The 17,754-nt window shown below is 72.5% G+C and carries 16 protein-coding genes; 4 read left to right on the top strand and 12 right to left on the bottom strand.

The window, feature by feature from the left end; translation table 11 throughout:
- The first annotated feature begins 9 nt into the window (after nt 1-9).
- From ACN260_RS01010 to disA, 3 genes are all read left to right on the top strand, one after another.
- Complete coding sequence (locus ACN260_RS01010) at nt 10-807, top strand: hypothetical protein (RefSeq protein WP_422754333.1); 798 nt, start codon at nt 10-12, stop codon at nt 805-807.
- Nucleotides 808-898: 91 nt separating this feature from the next.
- The gene (gene radA, locus ACN260_RS01005; RefSeq protein ID WP_422754332.1) at nt 899-2,350 is read left to right on the top strand and encodes a DNA repair protein RadA; all 1,452 of its coding nucleotides are present in this window, start codon (nt 899-901) and stop codon (nt 2,348-2,350) included.
- Nucleotides 2,351-2,492: 142 nt separating this feature from the next.
- A complete protein-coding gene (disA, locus tag ACN260_RS01000; protein ID WP_088643288.1) occupies nt 2,493-3,674 on the top strand; it encodes a DNA integrity scanning diadenylate cyclase DisA in 1,182 nt (393 codons plus the stop codon).
- A 10-nt stretch (nt 3,675-3,684) separates the two neighbouring features.
- Here disA and ACN260_RS00995 read toward each other — a convergent pair whose 3' ends face one another.
- The 3 genes from ACN260_RS00995 to ACN260_RS00985 all read right to left on the bottom strand — a co-directional run bounded on the left by ACN260_RS00995 (nt 3,685) and on the right by ACN260_RS00985 (nt 5,672).
- A complete protein-coding gene (locus ACN260_RS00995; RefSeq protein ID WP_422754331.1) occupies nt 3,685-4,407 on the bottom strand; it encodes a hypothetical protein in 723 nt (240 codons plus the stop codon).
- Nucleotides 4,408-4,555: 148 nt separating this feature from the next.
- Nucleotides 4,556-5,104: a peptide deformylase gene (locus ACN260_RS00990; RefSeq protein ID WP_422754330.1), complete on the bottom strand. Its 549-nt coding sequence runs from the start codon at nt 5,102-5,104 to the stop codon at nt 4,556-4,558.
- 55 nt (nt 5,105-5,159) lie between these two features.
- Nucleotides 5,160-5,672: a glycine cleavage system protein R gene (locus tag ACN260_RS00985; protein ID WP_422754329.1), complete on the bottom strand. Its 513-nt coding sequence runs from the start codon at nt 5,670-5,672 to the stop codon at nt 5,160-5,162.
- A gap of 96 nt (nt 5,673-5,768) precedes the next feature.
- On the opposite strand from ACN260_RS00985, the gene ACN260_RS00980 reads away from it, so the two are divergent.
- On the top strand, nt 5,769-6,674 hold the full coding sequence (locus tag ACN260_RS00980) for an A/G-specific adenine glycosylase (RefSeq protein ID WP_422754328.1): 906 nt from the start codon (nt 5,769-5,771) through the stop codon (nt 6,672-6,674).
- A gap of 118 nt (nt 6,675-6,792) precedes the next feature.
- Here ACN260_RS00980 and ACN260_RS00975 read toward each other — a convergent pair whose 3' ends face one another.
- From ACN260_RS00975 to panC, 9 genes are all read right to left on the bottom strand, one after another.
- Nucleotides 6,793-9,318, bottom strand: coding sequence for an ATP-dependent Clp protease ATP-binding subunit (locus ACN260_RS00975; RefSeq protein ID WP_422754327.1), 2,526 nt, complete (start codon nt 9,316-9,318; stop codon nt 6,793-6,795).
- 415 nt (nt 9,319-9,733) lie between these two features.
- Nucleotides 9,734-10,078 carry a histone-like nucleoid-structuring protein Lsr2 gene (locus ACN260_RS00970; RefSeq protein WP_168222573.1) on the bottom strand — a complete coding sequence of 115 codons (345 nt, stop codon included), beginning with the start codon at nt 10,076-10,078 and terminating at the stop codon, nt 9,734-9,736.
- Between the two features lie 113 nt (nt 10,079-10,191).
- On the bottom strand, nt 10,192-11,700 hold the full coding sequence (gene lysS / locus ACN260_RS00965) for a lysine--tRNA ligase (protein WP_422754326.1): 1,509 nt from the start codon (nt 11,698-11,700) through the stop codon (nt 10,192-10,194).
- 96 nt (nt 11,701-11,796) lie between these two features.
- Nucleotides 11,797-12,555 carry a type III pantothenate kinase gene (locus tag ACN260_RS00960; RefSeq protein WP_422754325.1) on the bottom strand — a complete coding sequence of 253 codons (759 nt, stop codon included), beginning with the start codon at nt 12,553-12,555 and terminating at the stop codon, nt 11,797-11,799.
- A gap of 79 nt (nt 12,556-12,634) precedes the next feature.
- Nucleotides 12,635-13,531 (bottom strand): carboxylating nicotinate-nucleotide diphosphorylase, encoded by an 897-nt coding sequence (nadC, locus tag ACN260_RS00955; protein ID WP_422754324.1) that lies wholly within the window; start codon nt 13,529-13,531, stop codon nt 12,635-12,637.
- A 117-nt stretch (nt 13,532-13,648) separates the two neighbouring features.
- Complete coding sequence (locus tag ACN260_RS00950) at nt 13,649-15,346, bottom strand: L-aspartate oxidase (protein WP_422754323.1); 1,698 nt, start codon at nt 15,344-15,346, stop codon at nt 13,649-13,651.
- Between the two features lie 74 nt (nt 15,347-15,420).
- Nucleotides 15,421-16,323: a septum formation family protein gene (locus ACN260_RS00945; protein WP_421484461.1), complete on the bottom strand. Its 903-nt coding sequence runs from the start codon at nt 16,321-16,323 to the stop codon at nt 15,421-15,423.
- A 100-nt stretch (nt 16,324-16,423) separates the two neighbouring features.
- A complete protein-coding gene (gene panD / locus ACN260_RS00940; RefSeq protein WP_088647581.1) occupies nt 16,424-16,849 on the bottom strand; it encodes an aspartate 1-decarboxylase in 426 nt (141 codons plus the stop codon).
- Nucleotides 16,850-16,878: 29 nt separating this feature from the next.
- Nucleotides 16,879-17,724 carry a pantoate--beta-alanine ligase gene (gene panC / locus ACN260_RS00935; protein WP_422754322.1) on the bottom strand — a complete coding sequence of 282 codons (846 nt, stop codon included), beginning with the start codon at nt 17,722-17,724 and terminating at the stop codon, nt 16,879-16,881.
- Between the last annotated feature and the right edge of the window lie 30 nt (nt 17,725-17,754).

The following is a 17,754-nucleotide window of genomic DNA, read 5'->3' as shown; positions in this document are numbered from 1 at the left end:
AGGACCGACGTGACGCGCTCGATCAGGGGTTCCCGGCGGGCCACCCTGCTGCTGGCCGGCCTGGCGGGGGCGACCGCCCTGCTGGCGACGGGCTGCGGGGCGGGCCAGGTGTCCGAGACCGCCAACAAGCAGCCGTCGGTCCAGGGGGTCAACGTCCAGACGTCGGACAACGCGTACAAGGTGCGTGGCCTCTACGTCGACTACCCGGGCGAGGACGGTCTCACCGCCGGTGCGAACGCCGCGCTCAACGCCGTGATCTACAACGACACCCGGGACCCGGTCACCGTCACCGTCACCACCGACAGCGCCCGGCAGATCGTGCTCACCGGGGCCGCCGGCTCGGCCAGCCCCTCCGCCTCCCCCTCGGAGAGCGGCTCGCCGTCCGGGAGCGCGTCGCCGTCCGAGGGTGCCTCGCCGTCGGGCAGCGCCTCCCCGGCCGAGGGCGCCTCGCCGTCGGGCAGCGCCTCGCCGGCCGAGGGCGCTTCCCCGTCCGAAGGTGCCTCCCCGTCCGAGGGTGCCTCCCCGTCGGCGCCGGCCGGCCAGCCCGCCCGCATCGAGATCCCGGCCCTCGGATTTGTGCAGCTCAACGTGCAGAACGGCCAGCACCTCCAGCTCATCGGGCTGAACGAGGCGCTGCGTACCGGTCAGCAGGTCAACCTGACCTTCGACTTCGGCGACGGCCGTACCGTCAGCACCCCGGTCCCGGTCGGTGTGCCGCTGAGCCCGGCCGCCCGGCCCTCCCCGATCGTGCACCGCGAGGGTGGCGAGGAGAGCGGCCAGGAGGGCAGCTCCGGCCACGGCGGCTGACCGGCCGGACCCGAGACACCGACGACACCGTCGGCGTGGTGACCACCACGCCGACGGTGTTTTCGTCACCGGTGGGGGTTAGCGTCCTGGGGTGACCACCTCCCGATCGACGCCCGCCCGGAGCGGCTCCGGCGCGTCCCGGGGCCGGGCCGCCCGCGAGCCCCGCCCCGCCTACGAGTGCGACGCCTGCGGCCACCAGCCGCCCAAGTGGGTGGGACGGTGCCCGGAGTGCGGCGAGTGGGGTTCGGTGGTCGAGTCCACCGTCACCGGCCCGGTCGTCTCCGGGCGGGTGGTCAGCTCCCGGATGCCGGCCGAGCCGGCCCGGCCGATCGCCACGATCAGCGCCGCGCCGGCCCGCGCCCGCCCCACCGGGGTCAGCGAACTCGACCGGGTCCTCGGCGGCGGTCTGGTCCCCGGCGCGGTGGTCCTGCTCGCCGGGGAGCCGGGGGTCGGCAAGTCCACCCTGCTGCTCGACGTGGCGCAGCAGTGGGCGGCCACCGCCGGCAGCCCGTCGCTGGTGGTCAGCGGTGAGGAGTCGGTCAGCCAGGTCCGGTTGCGCGCCGAGCGGATGGGTGCCCTGCACGAACAGCTCTGGCTGGCCGCCGAGAGCGACCTGGGCGCCGTGCTGGGGCACCTCGACGCGGTCAAGCCGGGCCTGCTCGTCCTCGACTCGGTGCAGACCATCTCCACCACCGGGGCCGAGGGGGTGCAGGGCGGGGTCACCCAGGTCCGGGCCGTCACCGCAGCCCTGGTCGCGGTCGCCAAGGAACGCGGCATCGCCACCGTGCTGGTCGGTCACGTCACCAAGGACGGTCAGGTCGCCGGCCCTCGCGTGCTGGAACACCTGGTCGACGTCGTGCTGCACTTCGAGGGGGACAAGCACTCCTCGCTGCGGATGGTCCGGGGGGTCAAGAACCGGTTCGGGGCGGCCGACGAGGTCGGCTGCTTCGAGATGCACGAGGGCGGCATCAGCAGCCTGGCCGACCCGTCCGGGCTCTTCCTCACCCGCTACTCCGAGCCGGTCCCGGGCACCTGCGTCACCGTGGCGATGGAGGGGCGGCGGGCGTTGTTGACCGAGGTGCAGGCGCTGATCGGCGCGACGGTGGCCGGCTCGCCCCGGCGTACCGTCTCAGGGCTCGACGGGGCCCGGCTGGCCATGGTGCTGGCGGTGCTGCAACGCCGTACCGAACGGCTGACCCTGCACGACCGGGAGGTCTTCGCGGCCACCGTCGGCGGCATCCGGGTCGTCGAGCCGGCCGCCGATCTCGCGGTCGCGCTGGCGGTCGCCTCCGGCGGGCTCAACCTGGCCATCGCGCCGCACCTGGTGGCGATCGGCGAGGTCGGGCTGACCGGCGAGGTGCGCCGGGTCGGCGCGGTCCCCCGCCGGCTCGCCGAGGCCGCCCGGCTCGGCTTCCGGATGGCCCTGGTGCCGCCCGGGTGCGGCCCCGAGAGCACCGGCGCCGGACCGGAGAACATGCGGGTGACCGAGGTCACCGACGTCCGGTCGGCGCTCCAGGCGGTCGCCCGCGCATCCGCGGAGTGACCGAGGGTGGCGACGGCGGGGTACCGGTCGGGCCATACCGGTCGACGTCCGGCAGGTCCGACCGGGAGGAGGCAACCGACGCCGTGACACATCACAGTAACCACGAGAGCACCCACCGCAGGGCAGTCCGTAGACTGTGCGCGTGCCGACCGACCGCGACGCCGCCAAGCCTGCCGGCGCGACGCCCCACACCCGCGCCGCCGCCGTGGGCTCGCCCACCCGTCCGATCAGCGTGAGCGTGGCCGGGGCCACCGGCAGCGCCGGTGATCCGCTACGGGCCAACCTCGCCCTGATGGCACCCGGCACCGCGTTGCGTGACGGGCTCGAACGCATCCTGCGTGGTCGGACGGGCGCACTGATCGTCCTCGGCTACGACAAGGTAGTCGACGGGATCTGCACCGGCGGCTTCCCGATGGACGTCGAGTTCTCCGCCACCCGGGTCCGTGAGCTGTGCAAGATGGACGGCGCGGTGGTGCTCTCCAGCGACGGCACCCGGATCGTGCAGGCCGGGGTGCACCTGATGCCCGACCCGTCCATTCCGACGGAGGAATCCGGCACCCGGCACCGCACCGCCGAGCGGGTGGCCCGGCAGACCGGCTACCCGGTCATCTCGGTCAGCCAGTCGATGCGGATCATCAGCCTCTACGTCAACGGGCAGCGGCACGTGCTCGACGACTCGGCGGCGATCCTCTCCCGGGCCAACCAGGCCCTGGCCACCCTGGAGCGGTACAAGCTCCGCCTCGACGAGGTCTCCGGCACCCTGTCCGCGCTGGAGATCGAGGATCTGGTCACCGTCCGCGACGCGGTCGCCGTGGTGCAGCGGTTGGAGATGGTCCGTCGGATCGCCGACGAGATCGCCGGGTACGTGGTCGAGCTGGGCACCGACGGCCGCCTGCTCGCCCTGCAACTCGACGAGCTGATGGCCGGGGTCGACGCCGACCGTACCCTGGTCATCCGGGACTACCTGCCCGCCGGCCGCAAGTCGCGCACCCTCGACGAGGCCCTGGTCGAGTTGGACCTGCTCGGCGCGACCGAGCTGATCGACCTGGTCGCGGTCGCCAAGGCGATCGGCTACCCGGCGGCCTCCGACGCGCTCGACGCGGCGGTCAGCCCGCGCGGGTTCCGGCTGCTGGCCAAGGTTCCCCGGCTGCCGGTGGCCATCGTCGACCGGCTGGTGCTGCACTTCGGCAGCCTCCAACGGCTGCTCGGCGCGACCGTGGAGGACCTCCAGGCCGTCGAGGGCGTCGGTGACGCGCGGGCCCGGGGCGTCCGCGAGGGGCTGTCCCGGCTGGCCGAGGCGTCCATCCTGGAACGGTACGTCTGACCGGGTCCGGTCAGCCGGTGACGACCAGCTTGACCGGCTCACTCAGCTTGGTGCCCACCCGGGCGAAGACCTGGTAGTTGCCGGCCGGCGGGTTCGGGCCCGCAGCCACCCCCTGGTTGCACCGGCTGGCGTCCATGCCGTTCCAGGTGAGCTGGTAGGAGCGTTCGAAGCCGGGGGTGAACGACTGCACGTCGGAGCCCCGGCCGGTGCCGCAGGTGTCCGACGACCAGACCTTGTCCGCCCCGGACTTGATGAACAGCTCCTGGGCGTCCGCGCCGACGTCCCGGTTGCAGGTCCGCTGCGACTTGTTCCTGACCTTCAGGCTGAGGTCGACCGGCGCACCCCGACGCACCTCGGCGGGGAGCGCCACCGGGGTAACCACGATCTCGCTGTCGGCGCAGGTGCCGTCGTCGACCCGGACCGGATTGGCCGGCGGATCGGCGGGCGGGGCGCTGCTCGTGTCGGGATCGGCGGTCGGTCCGGCCGGCGGAGCGCCCACCTCGGACCCGCCCGACGGCGACGCGGAACCGGCGGGTGGCGAGGCGGTCGTCGGGTTCGTCGCCCCCGGCGCCGGGGCCGACGACGAGGCCCCGGCACCGGGTGTGGTGCCGGTGTCCCCCGATCGGGCACACGAGTAGAGCAGAACAACCAGGAGCAGAAGCCCCGCTCCGAGTACGACGGCGCGACGCCGCCAGTACACGGCGGAAGGCAGGGGACCGACCGTCAGACGCATGATGCCCCCACCGTAGCGGCGCGGCGCACGAGGACCGGCCACGACTCGCCGGGCATCAGCCAGCGGGCGGCGAACGACGTTCCACTGACGACAGTCGACCGGCCCGCTCCGCCGGCAATCCGCGTCGCCGTCGTGGTGACCGGCCGGGTCACAGGTAGACCTTGCGTTGGTAGACCGCGTGCGCGCCGGCCACCCGGTCGAGGAAGAGCAACCCGGCGCAGTGGTCGATCTCGTGTTGCAGGGCACGTGCCTCGAACCCGTCGGTGACCAGCCGGACCGCCGTGCCGCTGCCGGGCAGCGCCCCCTCGACCACCAACCGGCTGGCCCGCTTCACGTCGCCGGTGAGATCGGGCACCGACATGCAGCCCTCCCGACCCGGCTTCCACCGGCTCGCCTCCACCACCCGGGCGTTGCAGAGCACGAAGGTGCCGTGCACCGTCACCGCCTTGGGATGCCCGGTCACGTCTACCGCGAACACCTGCGCCTCCACGCCGACCTGCGGTGCCGCCAACCCCACGCAGCCCGGGGACACCCGCATGGTGGCCACCAGGTCGGCGGCGAGCCGGACGGTCTCCTCGGCGGTCGGATCCACCTCCGGCCCCGGCCGGCTCAGCACCGGCTCGGGGGCGCACACCACCCGACGGACCTCGCCCGGCAGGCCCAGGTCCGCCGGGGTCCAGCCACCGAGCCCGCTCACAGGTTGACCTCGGTTCGCGACTGCGGGGCTCGCACACCCCGCTCGCTCCTCGCGCTCACAGGAGGTCCGGGTCGGCGGGGCGCAGGGAGACCCCGACCCCCAGGTCGGCGGCCGTGCGGGAGAGTCGGCCGGCCAGTTCGTCGGCACGGCCCGTGGGCAGGTCCACCTCGGCCACCACCACGTAGAGCGTGCCGGCCAGGCGGGTGCTCAGATCCGTCACGTTGCCACCCGCCTCGGCGATCACCCGGGTCATCGCGGCCACGATGCCCATCCGGTCCGCGCCGTGCACCGCCAGCACGTACGGCTCACCCGCCGGCGTCGCCGTACCGTCCGGGGTGACCGCGCGTACGGTGGCCAGAAGTTGCCCGTCGGCGGCCAGCGGGGTCAGGGCGGCCTCGACCTCGGCGGCGGCGGGGCCGACACAGATCAGGGTCATGGCGAAGTGACCGCGCAGACGGGTCATCGTGGAGTCGGTGAGGTTCGCGCCGAGCCCGGCGAGCACCTCGGCGACGTCGGCCACGATGCCGGGCCGGTCCCGACCGATGACGGTGATCGCGAGCTCGCTCATCCGGGCATTCTGCCCGATCCGCCCGGCGGCCCGGTGACGCCCCGCCCGGCCCGCCCAACCAGCGGGAAGGCATCGCGTGACATCATCGTCGGCGCGATGACTGAACCCACCTTCACCACCCTGGTCAGCCGGTGGTACGAGCAGAACGCCCGCGACCTGCCCTGGCGGGTGCCCGGCATCGGGGCCTGGCCGATCCTGGTCAGCGAGGTCATGCTCCAGCAGACCCCGGTGGTACGCGTCCTGCCCGCCTGGCACGCCTGGCTCGCCCGCTGGCCCGATCCCGCCGCCCTCGCCGCCGACACCCCGGCCGAGGCGATCCGGATGTGGGGTCGGCTCGGCTATCCCCGTCGCGCGGTACGGCTGCGCGAGTGCGCGGTGGCGATCGTGGAACGGCACGGCGGCCGGGTGCCCGACCAACTGGACCAGTTGCTGGCGCTGCCCGGCATCGGGACGTACACGGCGCGGGCGGTCGCCGCGTTCGCCTACGGCCAGCGGCACCCGGTGGTCGACACGAACGTCCGGCGGGTCGTCTCCCGGGCCGTCGCCGGTGCACCGGATGCGGGCCCGGCCACCACCCCGGCCGACCTGGTCGCCTGTGCGGAGCTGCTGCCGGTGGAACCGGCCGCCGCCGCGCTGGCCAGCGCCGCCTTCATGGAACTCGGGGCGATCGTCTGCACCGCCCGCTCGCCGCGCTGCACGAGTTGTCCGGTCGAGTCGATCTGCGCCTGGCGCGCCTCCGGCCAGGTGGCACCCACCGGGCCGACCCGCAAGATCCAGCGGTACGCCGGCACCGACCGTCAGGTACGTGGGCTGCTGCTCGGCGTGCTCCGCGACGCCACCGGCCCGGTGCCGCATCAGCGGCTCGACCAGGTGTGGCACGACGACGTCCAGCGGGCCCGTGCGCTTGCCGCGCTGGTCAAGGACGGCATGGTGGAGCCGGTCGGCGAGGAGCACTTCCGGCTCGTCGGGGACGGACCCGCCGCCCAGCCGCTTCCCGGCTGACCGGGACCGCATCCGGCCGGTCCGACCGGACCGGCTCGACAGACAGGGCGGCGGCCCGGTGGCTCACGCCACCGGGCCGCCGCCCTCGTGCTCGGTGTCCCTACCGACCCGTCGGGGCCTACTCGCCCGTGGTGGCGGCGCCACCCAGGTCGGCCGGAACAGCGTCCGGCACCGCGGCCGGACGGTCGGAGCCGCGGAAGACCAGCTTCGACTTGTCGATGTCCTCCGGATCGCCCTCGCAGTCCACCACCACGATCTGACCGGGGGTCAGCTCGTTGAACAGGATCCGCTCGGAGAGGTTGTCCTCGATGTCGCGTTGGATCGTGCGACGCAGGGGACGCGCGCCGAGTACCGGGTCGAAGCCCTTCTTGGCCAGGTACTTCTTGGCGTTGTCGGTCAGCTCCAGCCCCATGTCCTTGTTGCGGAGCTGGCTCTCGATCCGCTGGATCATGATGTCCACGATCGAGAGGATCTCGTTCTGCCGCAGCTGGTGGAAGACGATGGTGTCGTCGATCCGGTTGAGGAACTCCGGCCGGAAGTGCTGCTTCAGCTCGTCGTTGACCTTCTGCTTCATCCGCTCGTAGGTGGACTCGGAGTCCTCCGACTGCTGGAAGCCCAGCGACACCGCCTTGGCGACGTCCCGGGTGCCCAGGTTCGTGGTCAGGATGATGACCGTGTTCTTGAAGTCCACGATCCGACCCTGACCATCGGTCAACCTGCCGTCCTCCAGGATCTGGAGCAGCGTGTTGAACACGTCCGGGTGGGCCTTCTCGATCTCGTCGAAGAGCACCACCGAGAACGGGCGACGACGCACCTTCTCGGTCAGCTGCCCGCCCTCGTCGTAACCGACGTAACCGGGAGGTGCACCGACCAGGCGGGACACCGTGTAGCGGTCGTGGAACTCGGACATGTCCAGCTGGATCAGCGCGTCCTCACTGCCGAACAGGAACTCGGCCAACGCCTTGGACAGCTCGGTCTTACCGACACCGGACGGGCCGGCGAAGATGAACGAGCCGGATGGCCGCTTCGGGTCCTTCAGACCGGCCCGGGTACGCCGGATCGCCTTCGACACCGCCTTGACCGCGTCCTCCTGGCCGATGACGCGCTTGTGCAGCTCGTCCTCCATCCGCAGCAGCCGGGAGGTCTCCTCCTCGGTCAGCTTGTAGACGGGGATACCGGTCCAGTTGCCGAGCACCTCGGCGATCTGCTCGTCGTCGACCTCGCTGACGACGTCCAGGTCGCCGGCCTTCCACTCCTTCTCCCGCTGCGCCTTCTGACCGAGGAGCTGCTTCTCCTTGTCACGCAGCTGGGCGGCCCGCTCGAAGTCCTGCGCGTCGATCGCGGACTCCTTGTCACGGCGCACCTGGGCGATCCGCTCGTCGAAGTCGCGCAGGTCCGGCGGCGCGGTCATCCGACGGATACGCATCCGGGCCCCGGCCTCGTCGATCAGGTCGATCGCCTTGTCCGGCAGGAACCGGTCGGAGATGTACCGGTCGGCAAGCGTCGCGGCAGCCACGAGGGCGGCGTCGGTGATGCTCACCCGGTGGTGCGCCTCGTAGCGGTCCCGCAGGCCCTTGAGGATCTCGATGGTGTGGGCCAGCGACGGCTCACCCACCTGGATCGGCTGGAAACGACGCTCCAACGCGGCGTCCTTCTCCACGTACTTGCGGTATTCGTCGAGGGTGGTCGCCCCGATGGTCTGCAACTCGCCCCGGGCCAGCATGGGCTTGAGGATGCTCGCCGCGTCGATCGCGCCCTCGGCGGCACCCGCACCGACCAGCGTGTGGATCTCGTCGATGAACAGGATGATGTCGCCCCGGGTACGGATCTCCTTGAGCACCTTCTTGAGGCGCTCCTCGAAGTCACCCCGGTAGCGGGAGCCGGCGACCAGGGCACCGAGGTCGAGGGTGTAGAGCTGCTTGTCCTTCAGCGTCTCGGGCACCTCGCCCTTGATGATCTTCTGGGACAGGCCCTCCACCACGGCGGTCTTGCCGACGCCGGGCTCACCGATCAGGACCGGGTTGTTCTTGGTGCGGCGGGACAGCACCTGCATGACCCGCTCGATCTCCTTCTCGCGCCCGATCACCGGGTCCAGCTTGCCCTCGCGGGCAGCCTGGGTCAGGTTGCGACCGAACTGGTCCAGCACGAGGCTGGTCGACGGCGCGGCCTCACCCGGTGCGGTGCCGGCGGCGGCCGGCTCCTTGCCCTGGTAGCCGGAGAGGAGCTGGATCACCTGCTGGCGGACCCGGTTGAGGTCGGCACCCAGCTTCACCAGCACCTGGGCGGCGACGCCCTCGCCCTCGCGGATCAGCCCGAGCAGGATGTGCTCGGTGCCGATGTAGTTGTGGCCGAGCTGCAGCGCCTCGCGCAGGGACAGCTCCAGCACCTTCTTGGCCCGGGGCGTGAACGGGATGTGCCCGCTCGGCGCCTGCTGGCCCTGGCCGATGATCTCCTCGACCTGCTGACGGACGCCCTCCAGGGAGATGCCGAGGCTCTCCAGGGCCTTGGCCGCCACACCCTCACCCTCGTGGATCAGGCCCAGCAGGATGTGCTCCGTACCGATGTAGTTGTGGTTGAGCATCCGGGCCTCTTCTTGGGCCAGGACGACAACCCGTCGCGCTCGGTCGGTGAACCGCTCGAACATGCCCTCGTGCTCCTCACGTGCCGTGCGCCTCGACTGCGAGATCTTGGCGGGGCCGGTGCTCGGACGTCCGGGACGGGCGTCCGTGCCTCCTTACTCTATCGCCGCTGACCGACTCCGCTGAGGTCGTGTCTCCTCGTACCGGGCCGTTCCGACGTCGTTTTGACCAACCATCCGCGCTCAGGAGGTGTTCCGACACCCCAGCCTGTACGCGCAGAGCGAAATTCGCCCGGGGTGCAGAGCACCCTCCCCGGGCCCCGTGGGTCATCCACAGGCTGTGGACGAACTCTCCACCGGCTGTGGACAACGCCCCCGGAGCCGGAGAGCTTCCCTCCGGCCGGGCGATGCCGCCGACCCCCCAGACGGCGACGCCGGCCCGGAGGGGTGCTCCGGCCCGGCGTCGGTTCGCCGCTGACGCTCAGCGGGTCGCGTGGTACTCGTCGACGATCTCCTGCGGGATGCGGCCCCGGTCGGAGATGTCCTTGCCGTTCTTCTTGGCCCAGGAACGGATCGCCTTGTTCTGCTCGCGGTCGGCGGTCGCCCCGCCCCGGCCCCGGGCGGCCCGGCCACCCACGACCACACCGCCGCGACCGACCCGGGTACCGGCGGCCACGTACGGCGCGAAAACATCCCGCAATTTGTCGGCGTTGGAGTTCGACAGGTCGATCTCGTACTGAACGCCGTCGAGGGCGAACTTGACGGTCTCGTCCGCGTCCCCGCCGTCCAGGTCATCGACCAGCTTGTGAATGATCTGCTTGGCCACGTCCCACATTCCTTTCGAGCAGGGTGCTCCTGCAATAGGAGCACGATAACCCGCCCGATGCTTGCCACGTCAATAGGTCGCCGTAACGACCCGGCAAAGGTCCCCCTGCGGGGCTACTCGGCACGGACCAACGGGAAGAGGATGGTTTCCCGAATTCCCAGGCCGGTCAGCGCCATCAAGAGCCGGTCGATTCCCATTCCCATACCCCCGGCCGGCGGCATTCCGTACTCCATGGCCCGGAGAAAGTCCTCGTCCAGCCGCATGGCCTCGTCGTCGCCCCGGGCGGCCAGCTGCGCCTGCGCGACCAGGCGTTCCCGCTGCACAACCGGGTCGACCAGCTCCGAGTACGCGGTGCCCAGCTCGAAGCCGAGCACGTAGAGGTCCCACTTCTCGGCCAGGCCCGGCTCGCTGCGGTGGGCCCGGGTCAGCGGGCTGGTCTCCTCCGGGTAATCCCGCACGAAGGTCGGCGACTGGAGGCTCGGCACCACCAGTTCCTCGAACAGCTCCTCGGCCAGCTTGCCCGGACCCCACTTCGGGTCGACCGCCAGCCCCACCTTGTCGGCGTACTCCACCAGGCGGGCCCGGTCGGTGCGGACCGTGACCTCCTCGCCGAGGGCCTCGGAAAGCACCCCGAAGAGGGTCACCGAGCGCCACTGCCCGCCCAGGTCGAACTCGCGCCCGTCGGCGTGGGTCACCGTCGTCGAGCCGCTGACCGCCACCGCCGCCTGCTGCACGAGATTACGGGTCAACTCGGCCATCGTGTCGTAGTCGCCGTACGCCTGGTAGGTCTCCAGCATCGCGAACTCCGGCGAGTGCGACGAGTCGACTCCCTCATTGCGGAAGTTGCGGTTGATCTCGAACACCCGGTCGACCCCGCCGACCACGGCGCGCTTGAGAAACAGTTCCGGCGCGATTCGCAGATACAGATCCGTACCGAGTGCATTGCTGTGGGTCACGAATGGGCGGGCCGCCGCGCCGCCGTGCAGCAACTGGAGCATCGGCGTCTCGACCTCGATGAATCCCTGACCGTGCAACGAGTCGCGCAGGCTGCGCACCGCCGCGGCCCGGGTCCGGACCATCTGGCGGGCCTGCGGGCGGACGATCAGGTCCACGTAACGCTGGCGGACCCGGGCCTCCTCGCTCAGCGGCTTGTGCGCCACCGGCAGCGGACGCAACGCCTTGGCGGTCACCGCCCACTCGTCGGCGAGCACCGACAGCTCACCGCGCCGGCTGGTGATCACCTCGCCGGTGACACCGACGTGGTCACCCAGGTCGACCAGGCGCTTCCAGTCCTCCAGCCGCTCCGCACCGACCCGGTCCAGGGAGAGCATCGCCTGCAACTCGGTGCCGTCGCCGTCGCGCAGGGTTGCGAAACAGAGCTTGCCGGTGTTCCGTACGAAGATCACCCGGCCGGTGACCGAGGCCCGGTCCCCGGTCGCGGTGTCGGTGGGCAGTTCGGCGTACCGCTCACGCACCTCGGCCAGGGTGCTGGTCCGGGGAAAACCGACGGGGTACGGCTCGACGCCCTCGGCGAGCATCCGGTCCCGCTTCTCCCGGCGGACCTTCATCTGCTCGGGAAGGTCGTCGGCGGGGTCCACTGGCACGGCGTTCTGCTCGGTCACGGCACGCTTCCTCGGCTAAGGGAGTTTCGGCGGGGTCAGCCCATGAGCGTACTCAAGCCCCCGGGCGGCCGTTACGGGATAACCCGCCCCCCGTGATCAGGTGTTGCGCTCGTAGACCATGCGCAGGCCGATCAGGGTGATCATCGGCTCGTGGTGGGTGATGGTCCGGCACTCGCCGATCACCACCGAGGCCAGCCCACCGGTGGCGATCACCGCCCGGACCTCGCCCAGCTCCTCGGTCATCCGCTCGACGATCCGGTCGACCTGCCCGGCGAAGCCGAAGTAGAGGCCGGACTGGAGGCACTCCACGGTGTTCTTGCCGATCACCGAGCGGGGCTTGTTCGCCTCCACCTTGCGCAGCTGGGCGGCGCGGGCGGCGAGCGCGTCGAAGGAGATCTCGATGCCGGGGGCGAACGCCCCGCCGAGGAACTCCCCCCGGCCGCTGATCACGTCGAAGTTGGTGGTGGTGCCGAAGTCCACCACGATCGACGGACCGCCGTAGAGGGTGTATGCGGCCAGCGTGTTGACCACCCGGTCCGCGCCGACCTCCTTCGGGTTGTCGATGGCCAACTGCACGCCGGTGCGTACCCCCGGCTCGACGACCACGCTCGGCAGGTCGGCGTAGTAGCGGGCCAGCATGGTCCGCAGCGAGCGCAGCGCCGCCGGCACCGTCGAGCAGGCGGCCATCCCGGTGATCTCCACGGCGTCACCGGCCAGCAGCCCCCGGAACATCAGCCCCAGCTCGTCCGCTGTCGAACGGGCGTCGGTCTTGATCCGCCACGAGTGCACCAGGCGGTCGCCGTCGAAGGTCGCCAGCACGGTGTTGGTGTTTCCGATGTCGATGCAGAGCAGCACGCACGCAGCCTAGACGCCGGCCGGGCCGCCGGGCGCGAGGAGTGGGCCGGCACCCGGCCGCCCGGGCCGGCCGGCCGGTTCACCGCTCGCGCAGGTCCAGCGCGATGTCCAGGATCGGCGACGAGTGCGTCAGCGCGCCCACCGAGAGGTAGTCCACCCCGGTCGCCCCGTACTCGGCGGCCACCTCCAGGGTCAGCCCGCCGGTCGCCTCCAGCTCCGCCCGGTCGCCGACCGCCGCGACCACCTCGCGCAGGGTCGCCGGGGACATGTTGTCCAGCAGCAGGAAGTCGGCACCGGCCTCGACCGCCTCCACCGCCTCGGCCGGGGTGTCCACCTCCACCTGCACCGGCACCTCGGGGAAGGTCTGCCGGACCCGCCGGAAGGCCGCCCCCACACCGCCGGCGGCCAGCTTGTGGTTGTCCTTGATCATGGCGACGTCGTACAGGCCCATCCGCTTGTTGGTGCCGCCACCGGCACGGACCGCGTACTTCTCCAGCATCCGCAGGCCGGGCGTGGTCTTGCGGGTGTCCAGCACGGTCGCCTTGGTGCCGGCCAGCGCGTCCGCCCAGGCCCGGGTGTGGGTGGCCACCCCGGACATCCGGGAGAGCAGGTTCAGCGCGGTGCGCTCGGCGGTGAGCAGCAGCCGGGTCGGCCCGGTCACCGTCGCCAGCACGTCACCCCGGGCCACCCGCGCGCCGTCGTGGGCCACCACGACCACCTCGACGGTACGCTCCGCAGCGGTCACCTCCCCGACCAGCTCGAAGACCGCGGCGGCCACCGCCAGCCCGGCCACCACCCCGTCCTCGCGGGCCACCAGGTCGGCGGTGTCGGTCTGCCCGGCCGCGATGGTGGCGACGCTGGTGACGTCGCGAAAATCCGCCCCCAGGTCCTCGGTGAGCGCGTCGACGATCACCCGCCGCACCCGCTCCGGGTCCAGCCCACCGACGGTTAGCGCCTGCCGCGTCGATTCCCGCACTGTGTTCCTCTCGTTCGCCACTGCGGGGCTCGCAAACCCGGCTCACTCCTCGGGCTCACCCTGCCCCCTCCGTTCGCCACTGCGGGGCTCGCGCCACCGCTCCTTCGCCGCCCGTGGTCAGGGCAGCGCCTCCCAGCGTTCGGTCAGCCCGCCCCGGGCGTCGATCGCCGCGACCAGGTGGCCGCGCCACCGCTCGTCGGCCGTCGGGAAGTCCTCCCGCCAGTGGCAGCCGCGGGTCTCCTGCCGGGCGTACGCGGCGGCCACCAGGGTCGTCGCCACGGTGACCAGGTTCGTCGCCTCCCAACCGGCGGTGCCCGCCCGGCCGGCGTCCGCGGCCAGCCCGGTCAGGGTGGCGGCGGTCCCGGCGAGGCTGGCCGCCGACCGCAGCACCCCGGCACCCCGGGTCATCGACCGTTGCAGCGCCGGCACGCCCTCGGCGGACAGCACCCCGCCCCCGCCGCCCACCCACGCGCCGGTCGACGCCGGCTGCGCCTGCTCGGGCAGCCCGGTGGCGATGTCCTCGGCGATCCGGCGGGAGAACACCAGCCCCTCCAGCAGCGAGTTGCTGGCCAGCCGGTTCGCGCCGTGCACGCCCGTGCAGGCGACCTCGCCGCAGGCGTACAGGCCGGGGATGGAGGTCCGGCCGCGCAGGTCGGTGCGGACGCCGCCGGACGCGTAGTGGGCGGCCGGGGCGACCGGGATCAGATCCGTCGCCGGGTCGACCCCGATGGCCAGGCAGGACGCGACGATGGTCGGGAACCGCCCGGCGAGGAAGTCCCCGCCGAGGTGCCGGGCGTCGAGATGGACGTGGTCGGCGCCGGTGGCCAGCAGCACCCGGTGGATGCCCTTGGCCACCACGTCGCGGGGGGCCAGTTCGGCCAGCTCGTGCTGGCCGAGCATGAACCGCTTGCCGTCCGCGTCGACCAGGTGCGCACCCTCGCCCCGCAGCGCCTCGGAGACCAGCGGCTGCTGGGCCAGGCCGGCCCCGGGCACCCTCGCCTGCTCGGGCACGATCAACGCGGTCGGGTGGAACTGCACGAACTCGACGTCGGTTACCGCCGCGCCGGCCCGCAGCGCCAACGCCACGCCGTCCCCGGTGGACACCGCCGGGTTGGTGGTGGCCGAGAAGACCTGCCCCATCCCGCCGGTGGCCAGCACCACCGCGCGGGCGAGCAGGGCGCCCACGCCGTCCTCGCTGCCCTCGCCGAGCACGTGCAGGGTGATCCCGCAGGCCGGGCCGGGCGAGTCCGGGCCGTCGCCGGGGGCACGCAGCAGGTCCAGCACCAGCGCGTTCTCGACCAGCCTGATCCACGGGTCGCGGCGGACCGCCGCGTGCAGGGCCCGCTGCACCTCCGCCCCGGTCGCGTCACCGCCGGCGTGTACGATCCGGTCGGCCCGGTGCCCGCCCTCCCGGGTGAGCATCAGCGAACCGTCCGGGTTGCGGTCGAACTCCGCGCCGATGCGCATCAGCTCCCGCAGCCGCAGCGGCCCCTCCTCCACCAGCAGCCGGACCGCCGCCGGGTCGCAGAGTCCGACCCCGGCGATCTCGGTGTCCCGGGCGTGCGCGGCGGGCGAGTCCGCCGGGTCGAGTACGGCGGCGATCCCGCCCTGCGCCCAGCGGGTCGAACCGTCGTCGATGTTGACCTTGGTGACCACGGTGACGTGCAGGCCCGCCTCGCGCAGGTGCAGCGCGGCGGTGAGCCCGGCCACCCCGGAGCCGACCACGATCACGTCGGTGGTCTCCACCCAGCCGGGCGCGGGAGCAGCCAGCAGGCTGGGCAGGGCCGGCAGGTCGACGGTCGGACGTAGTTCCATGACCACAGTCAACCCGAACGATCCTCGCGACGGGGGGCGGGGGGCGGGACGAGTGGTTTCGGCTACCCCGTCCGCTACTTCGTCCGCACCGGAAGGGCGGCCGGACCGCCGCCCTTCAACGAGGCCGTCACCGTCCGGTCGCTCAGCCACAGGTAGCAGCGGACCCCCCGGTCACCGACCCGCCACCGGCCCGGACCGGGCGGACGCACCACCACCCCGCTGCGGAAACGCAGCCTCGTGTCGTCCGGCACCCCGACGTACCGGGCCAGCACGCTGCGGCAGCCGGCGTACAACGGCAGCCAGTCGACATCCTTGGTCGGGTACGGCCGGTCAGGGGCCTTCCAGGCGCCCACGAACTCCGCCTCGTGCACCGCTGGGCACTCCACCGGGACCAGCACCTGCACCCCGGCGCCCCGACCGCTCTTGGCCCGCTGGCAGCCCAGCCGCAGCGGGGAGGGCCCCTTCAACGCGTCCCGCAGGCTGCCCGTGCGGGTGACCACGGTGGCCGCCGCCTCGACGGTGTTCAGCTCGCTCAGGTCGCACCGGAACCAGCGCGCCCCGGCCGCCCAACCCGGCGCGGTCGGCAGCGCCACCGCCAGTCGCAGCCGGCCGGCCCGCCAGTCGTCGCCCACGTACCCGGCGGCCCGGGTGTCGCACTCGGCGAACGCGCCCCGCAGCTCGGTCGAGCCGGTGGCCGGCGCGGTGGCCCGTTCCCCCGGCAACACGCCCACGTGCACCGTCTCCACCCGGTGCGGCACCGCGCAGTCCACCGGCGCGTACGCCGCCAGGGAGACCGTGTCGGTGAAGTCGGCGACCTGGCACACGCCCGCCGCGGGGGTGAACGGCCCGGCCGGCGGCAGGGCCGCCCAGTCGTCGGTGAGATCGCCGTCGAGGCCGCCCGGGGCACCGCAGGCCGCCAGGACCGCTCCCGCCGCCACGGCGGCGACGACGAGCGTCACCGCTCGGCGGACCCTCATCGCACGGCGCAACGCGGCCTCCCCCAGCCGACGACCGTCAATCCGACGGTCAGCCCAGGGTAACCAAAAATGACCTTCCGGTAACAGACCGGAATTCTGGTCAGCCGACGACGGCGAGCGGGCTCGGCACCGGGTCACCGGCCGTGCCGACGGCCGCCGCTGCCGGGTCGCCGCCCAGCTCAACCACCCTGTTGTCGGCGTCCACGTGGACCACCCGGGGGCGGTACGTGCGGGCCTCCGCGTCGTCCATCTGACCGTACGAGATCAGGATCACCAGGTCCTGCGGGTGCACCAGGTGGGCCGCCGCGCCGTTGATGCCGATCACGCCACTGCCCCGCTCGCCGGGGATCACGTACGTCTCCAGCCGGGCCCCGTTGGTCACGTCCACGATCGCCACCTGCTCGCCCGGGAGCAGGTCGGCGGCGTCGAGCAGATCCTGGTCCACCGTCACCGAACCGACGTAGTGCAGGTCGGCCTGGGTCACCGTCGCCCGGTGGATCTTCGACTTGAGCATGGTCCGGAGCATCGTGGTGCCTTTCCGAGTCAGGTACGGGGTCAGCTGCGGGGAGCGAGCCGGATGGCCAGGTTGTCGATCAGCCGGGTGCCGCCCACCCAGGCCGCGATCAGCAGCCGGGCCGGCCCAGCGACCGGCCCCGGCTCCAGGTCCGGATCGGTCAGCGCCAGGTAGTCCAGCCGCACGTCCGGCGTCGCGGCCAGCGCCCGGTGGGCGGCGGTCAGCACGTCGCCCGCGTCGGCACCCTGCTCGGCGGCGGTCACGCCGGCCCGCAGCGCGGCGGACAGGCCCAGCGCCGCCTGCCGCTCGTCCGCCGACAGGTAACGGTTACGGCTGGACAGGGCCAGCCCGTCCGGCTCCCGGACGGTCGGCACGCCGACCACCTCGACCGGCACGTCCAGGTCCCGGGCCATCCGGCGGACCAGGGTGAGCTGCTGGTAGTCCTTCTCCCCGAAGAAGGTGAAATCGGGCCGGGTGAGCTGGAGCAGCTTCAACACCACGGTCAGCACCCCGTGGAAGAAACCGGGCCGGCTCTGCCCCTCCAAGTCCTCACCGAGTCGGCCCGGGTTCACCCGGACCGTGGGCTGCCCGTCCGGGTACATGTCCGCCACGGCCGGGGCGAACACCAGGTCCGCGCCGGCCCGCCGGCACACCTCCAGGTCGGTGTCGAGGGTGCGCGGGTACCTGTCGAAGTCCTCGTTCGGGCCGAACTGCAACGGGTTCACGAAGATCGTCACCAGCACGTGGTCGGCCCGCTCCCGGGCGGCCCGGATCAGCGTCTCGTGCCCCGCGTGCAGCGCACCCATCGTCATCACGACGCCGACCGTGCCCGCCAGGCCGGCCCGCGCCTTCGCCAGCTCCGCCCGGGTGTGCACCAGTTCCGTCACTGAATCGCCTTCCGTTCGCGCTGCGGGGCT

It is taken from the genome of Micromonospora sp. WMMD708 (assembly GCF_049315245.1).
Taxonomy (GTDB): Bacteria; Actinomycetota; Actinomycetes; order Mycobacteriales; family Micromonosporaceae; genus Micromonospora; species Micromonospora wenchangensis.
This window is presented reverse-complemented; position numbering and strand designations above follow the sequence as displayed.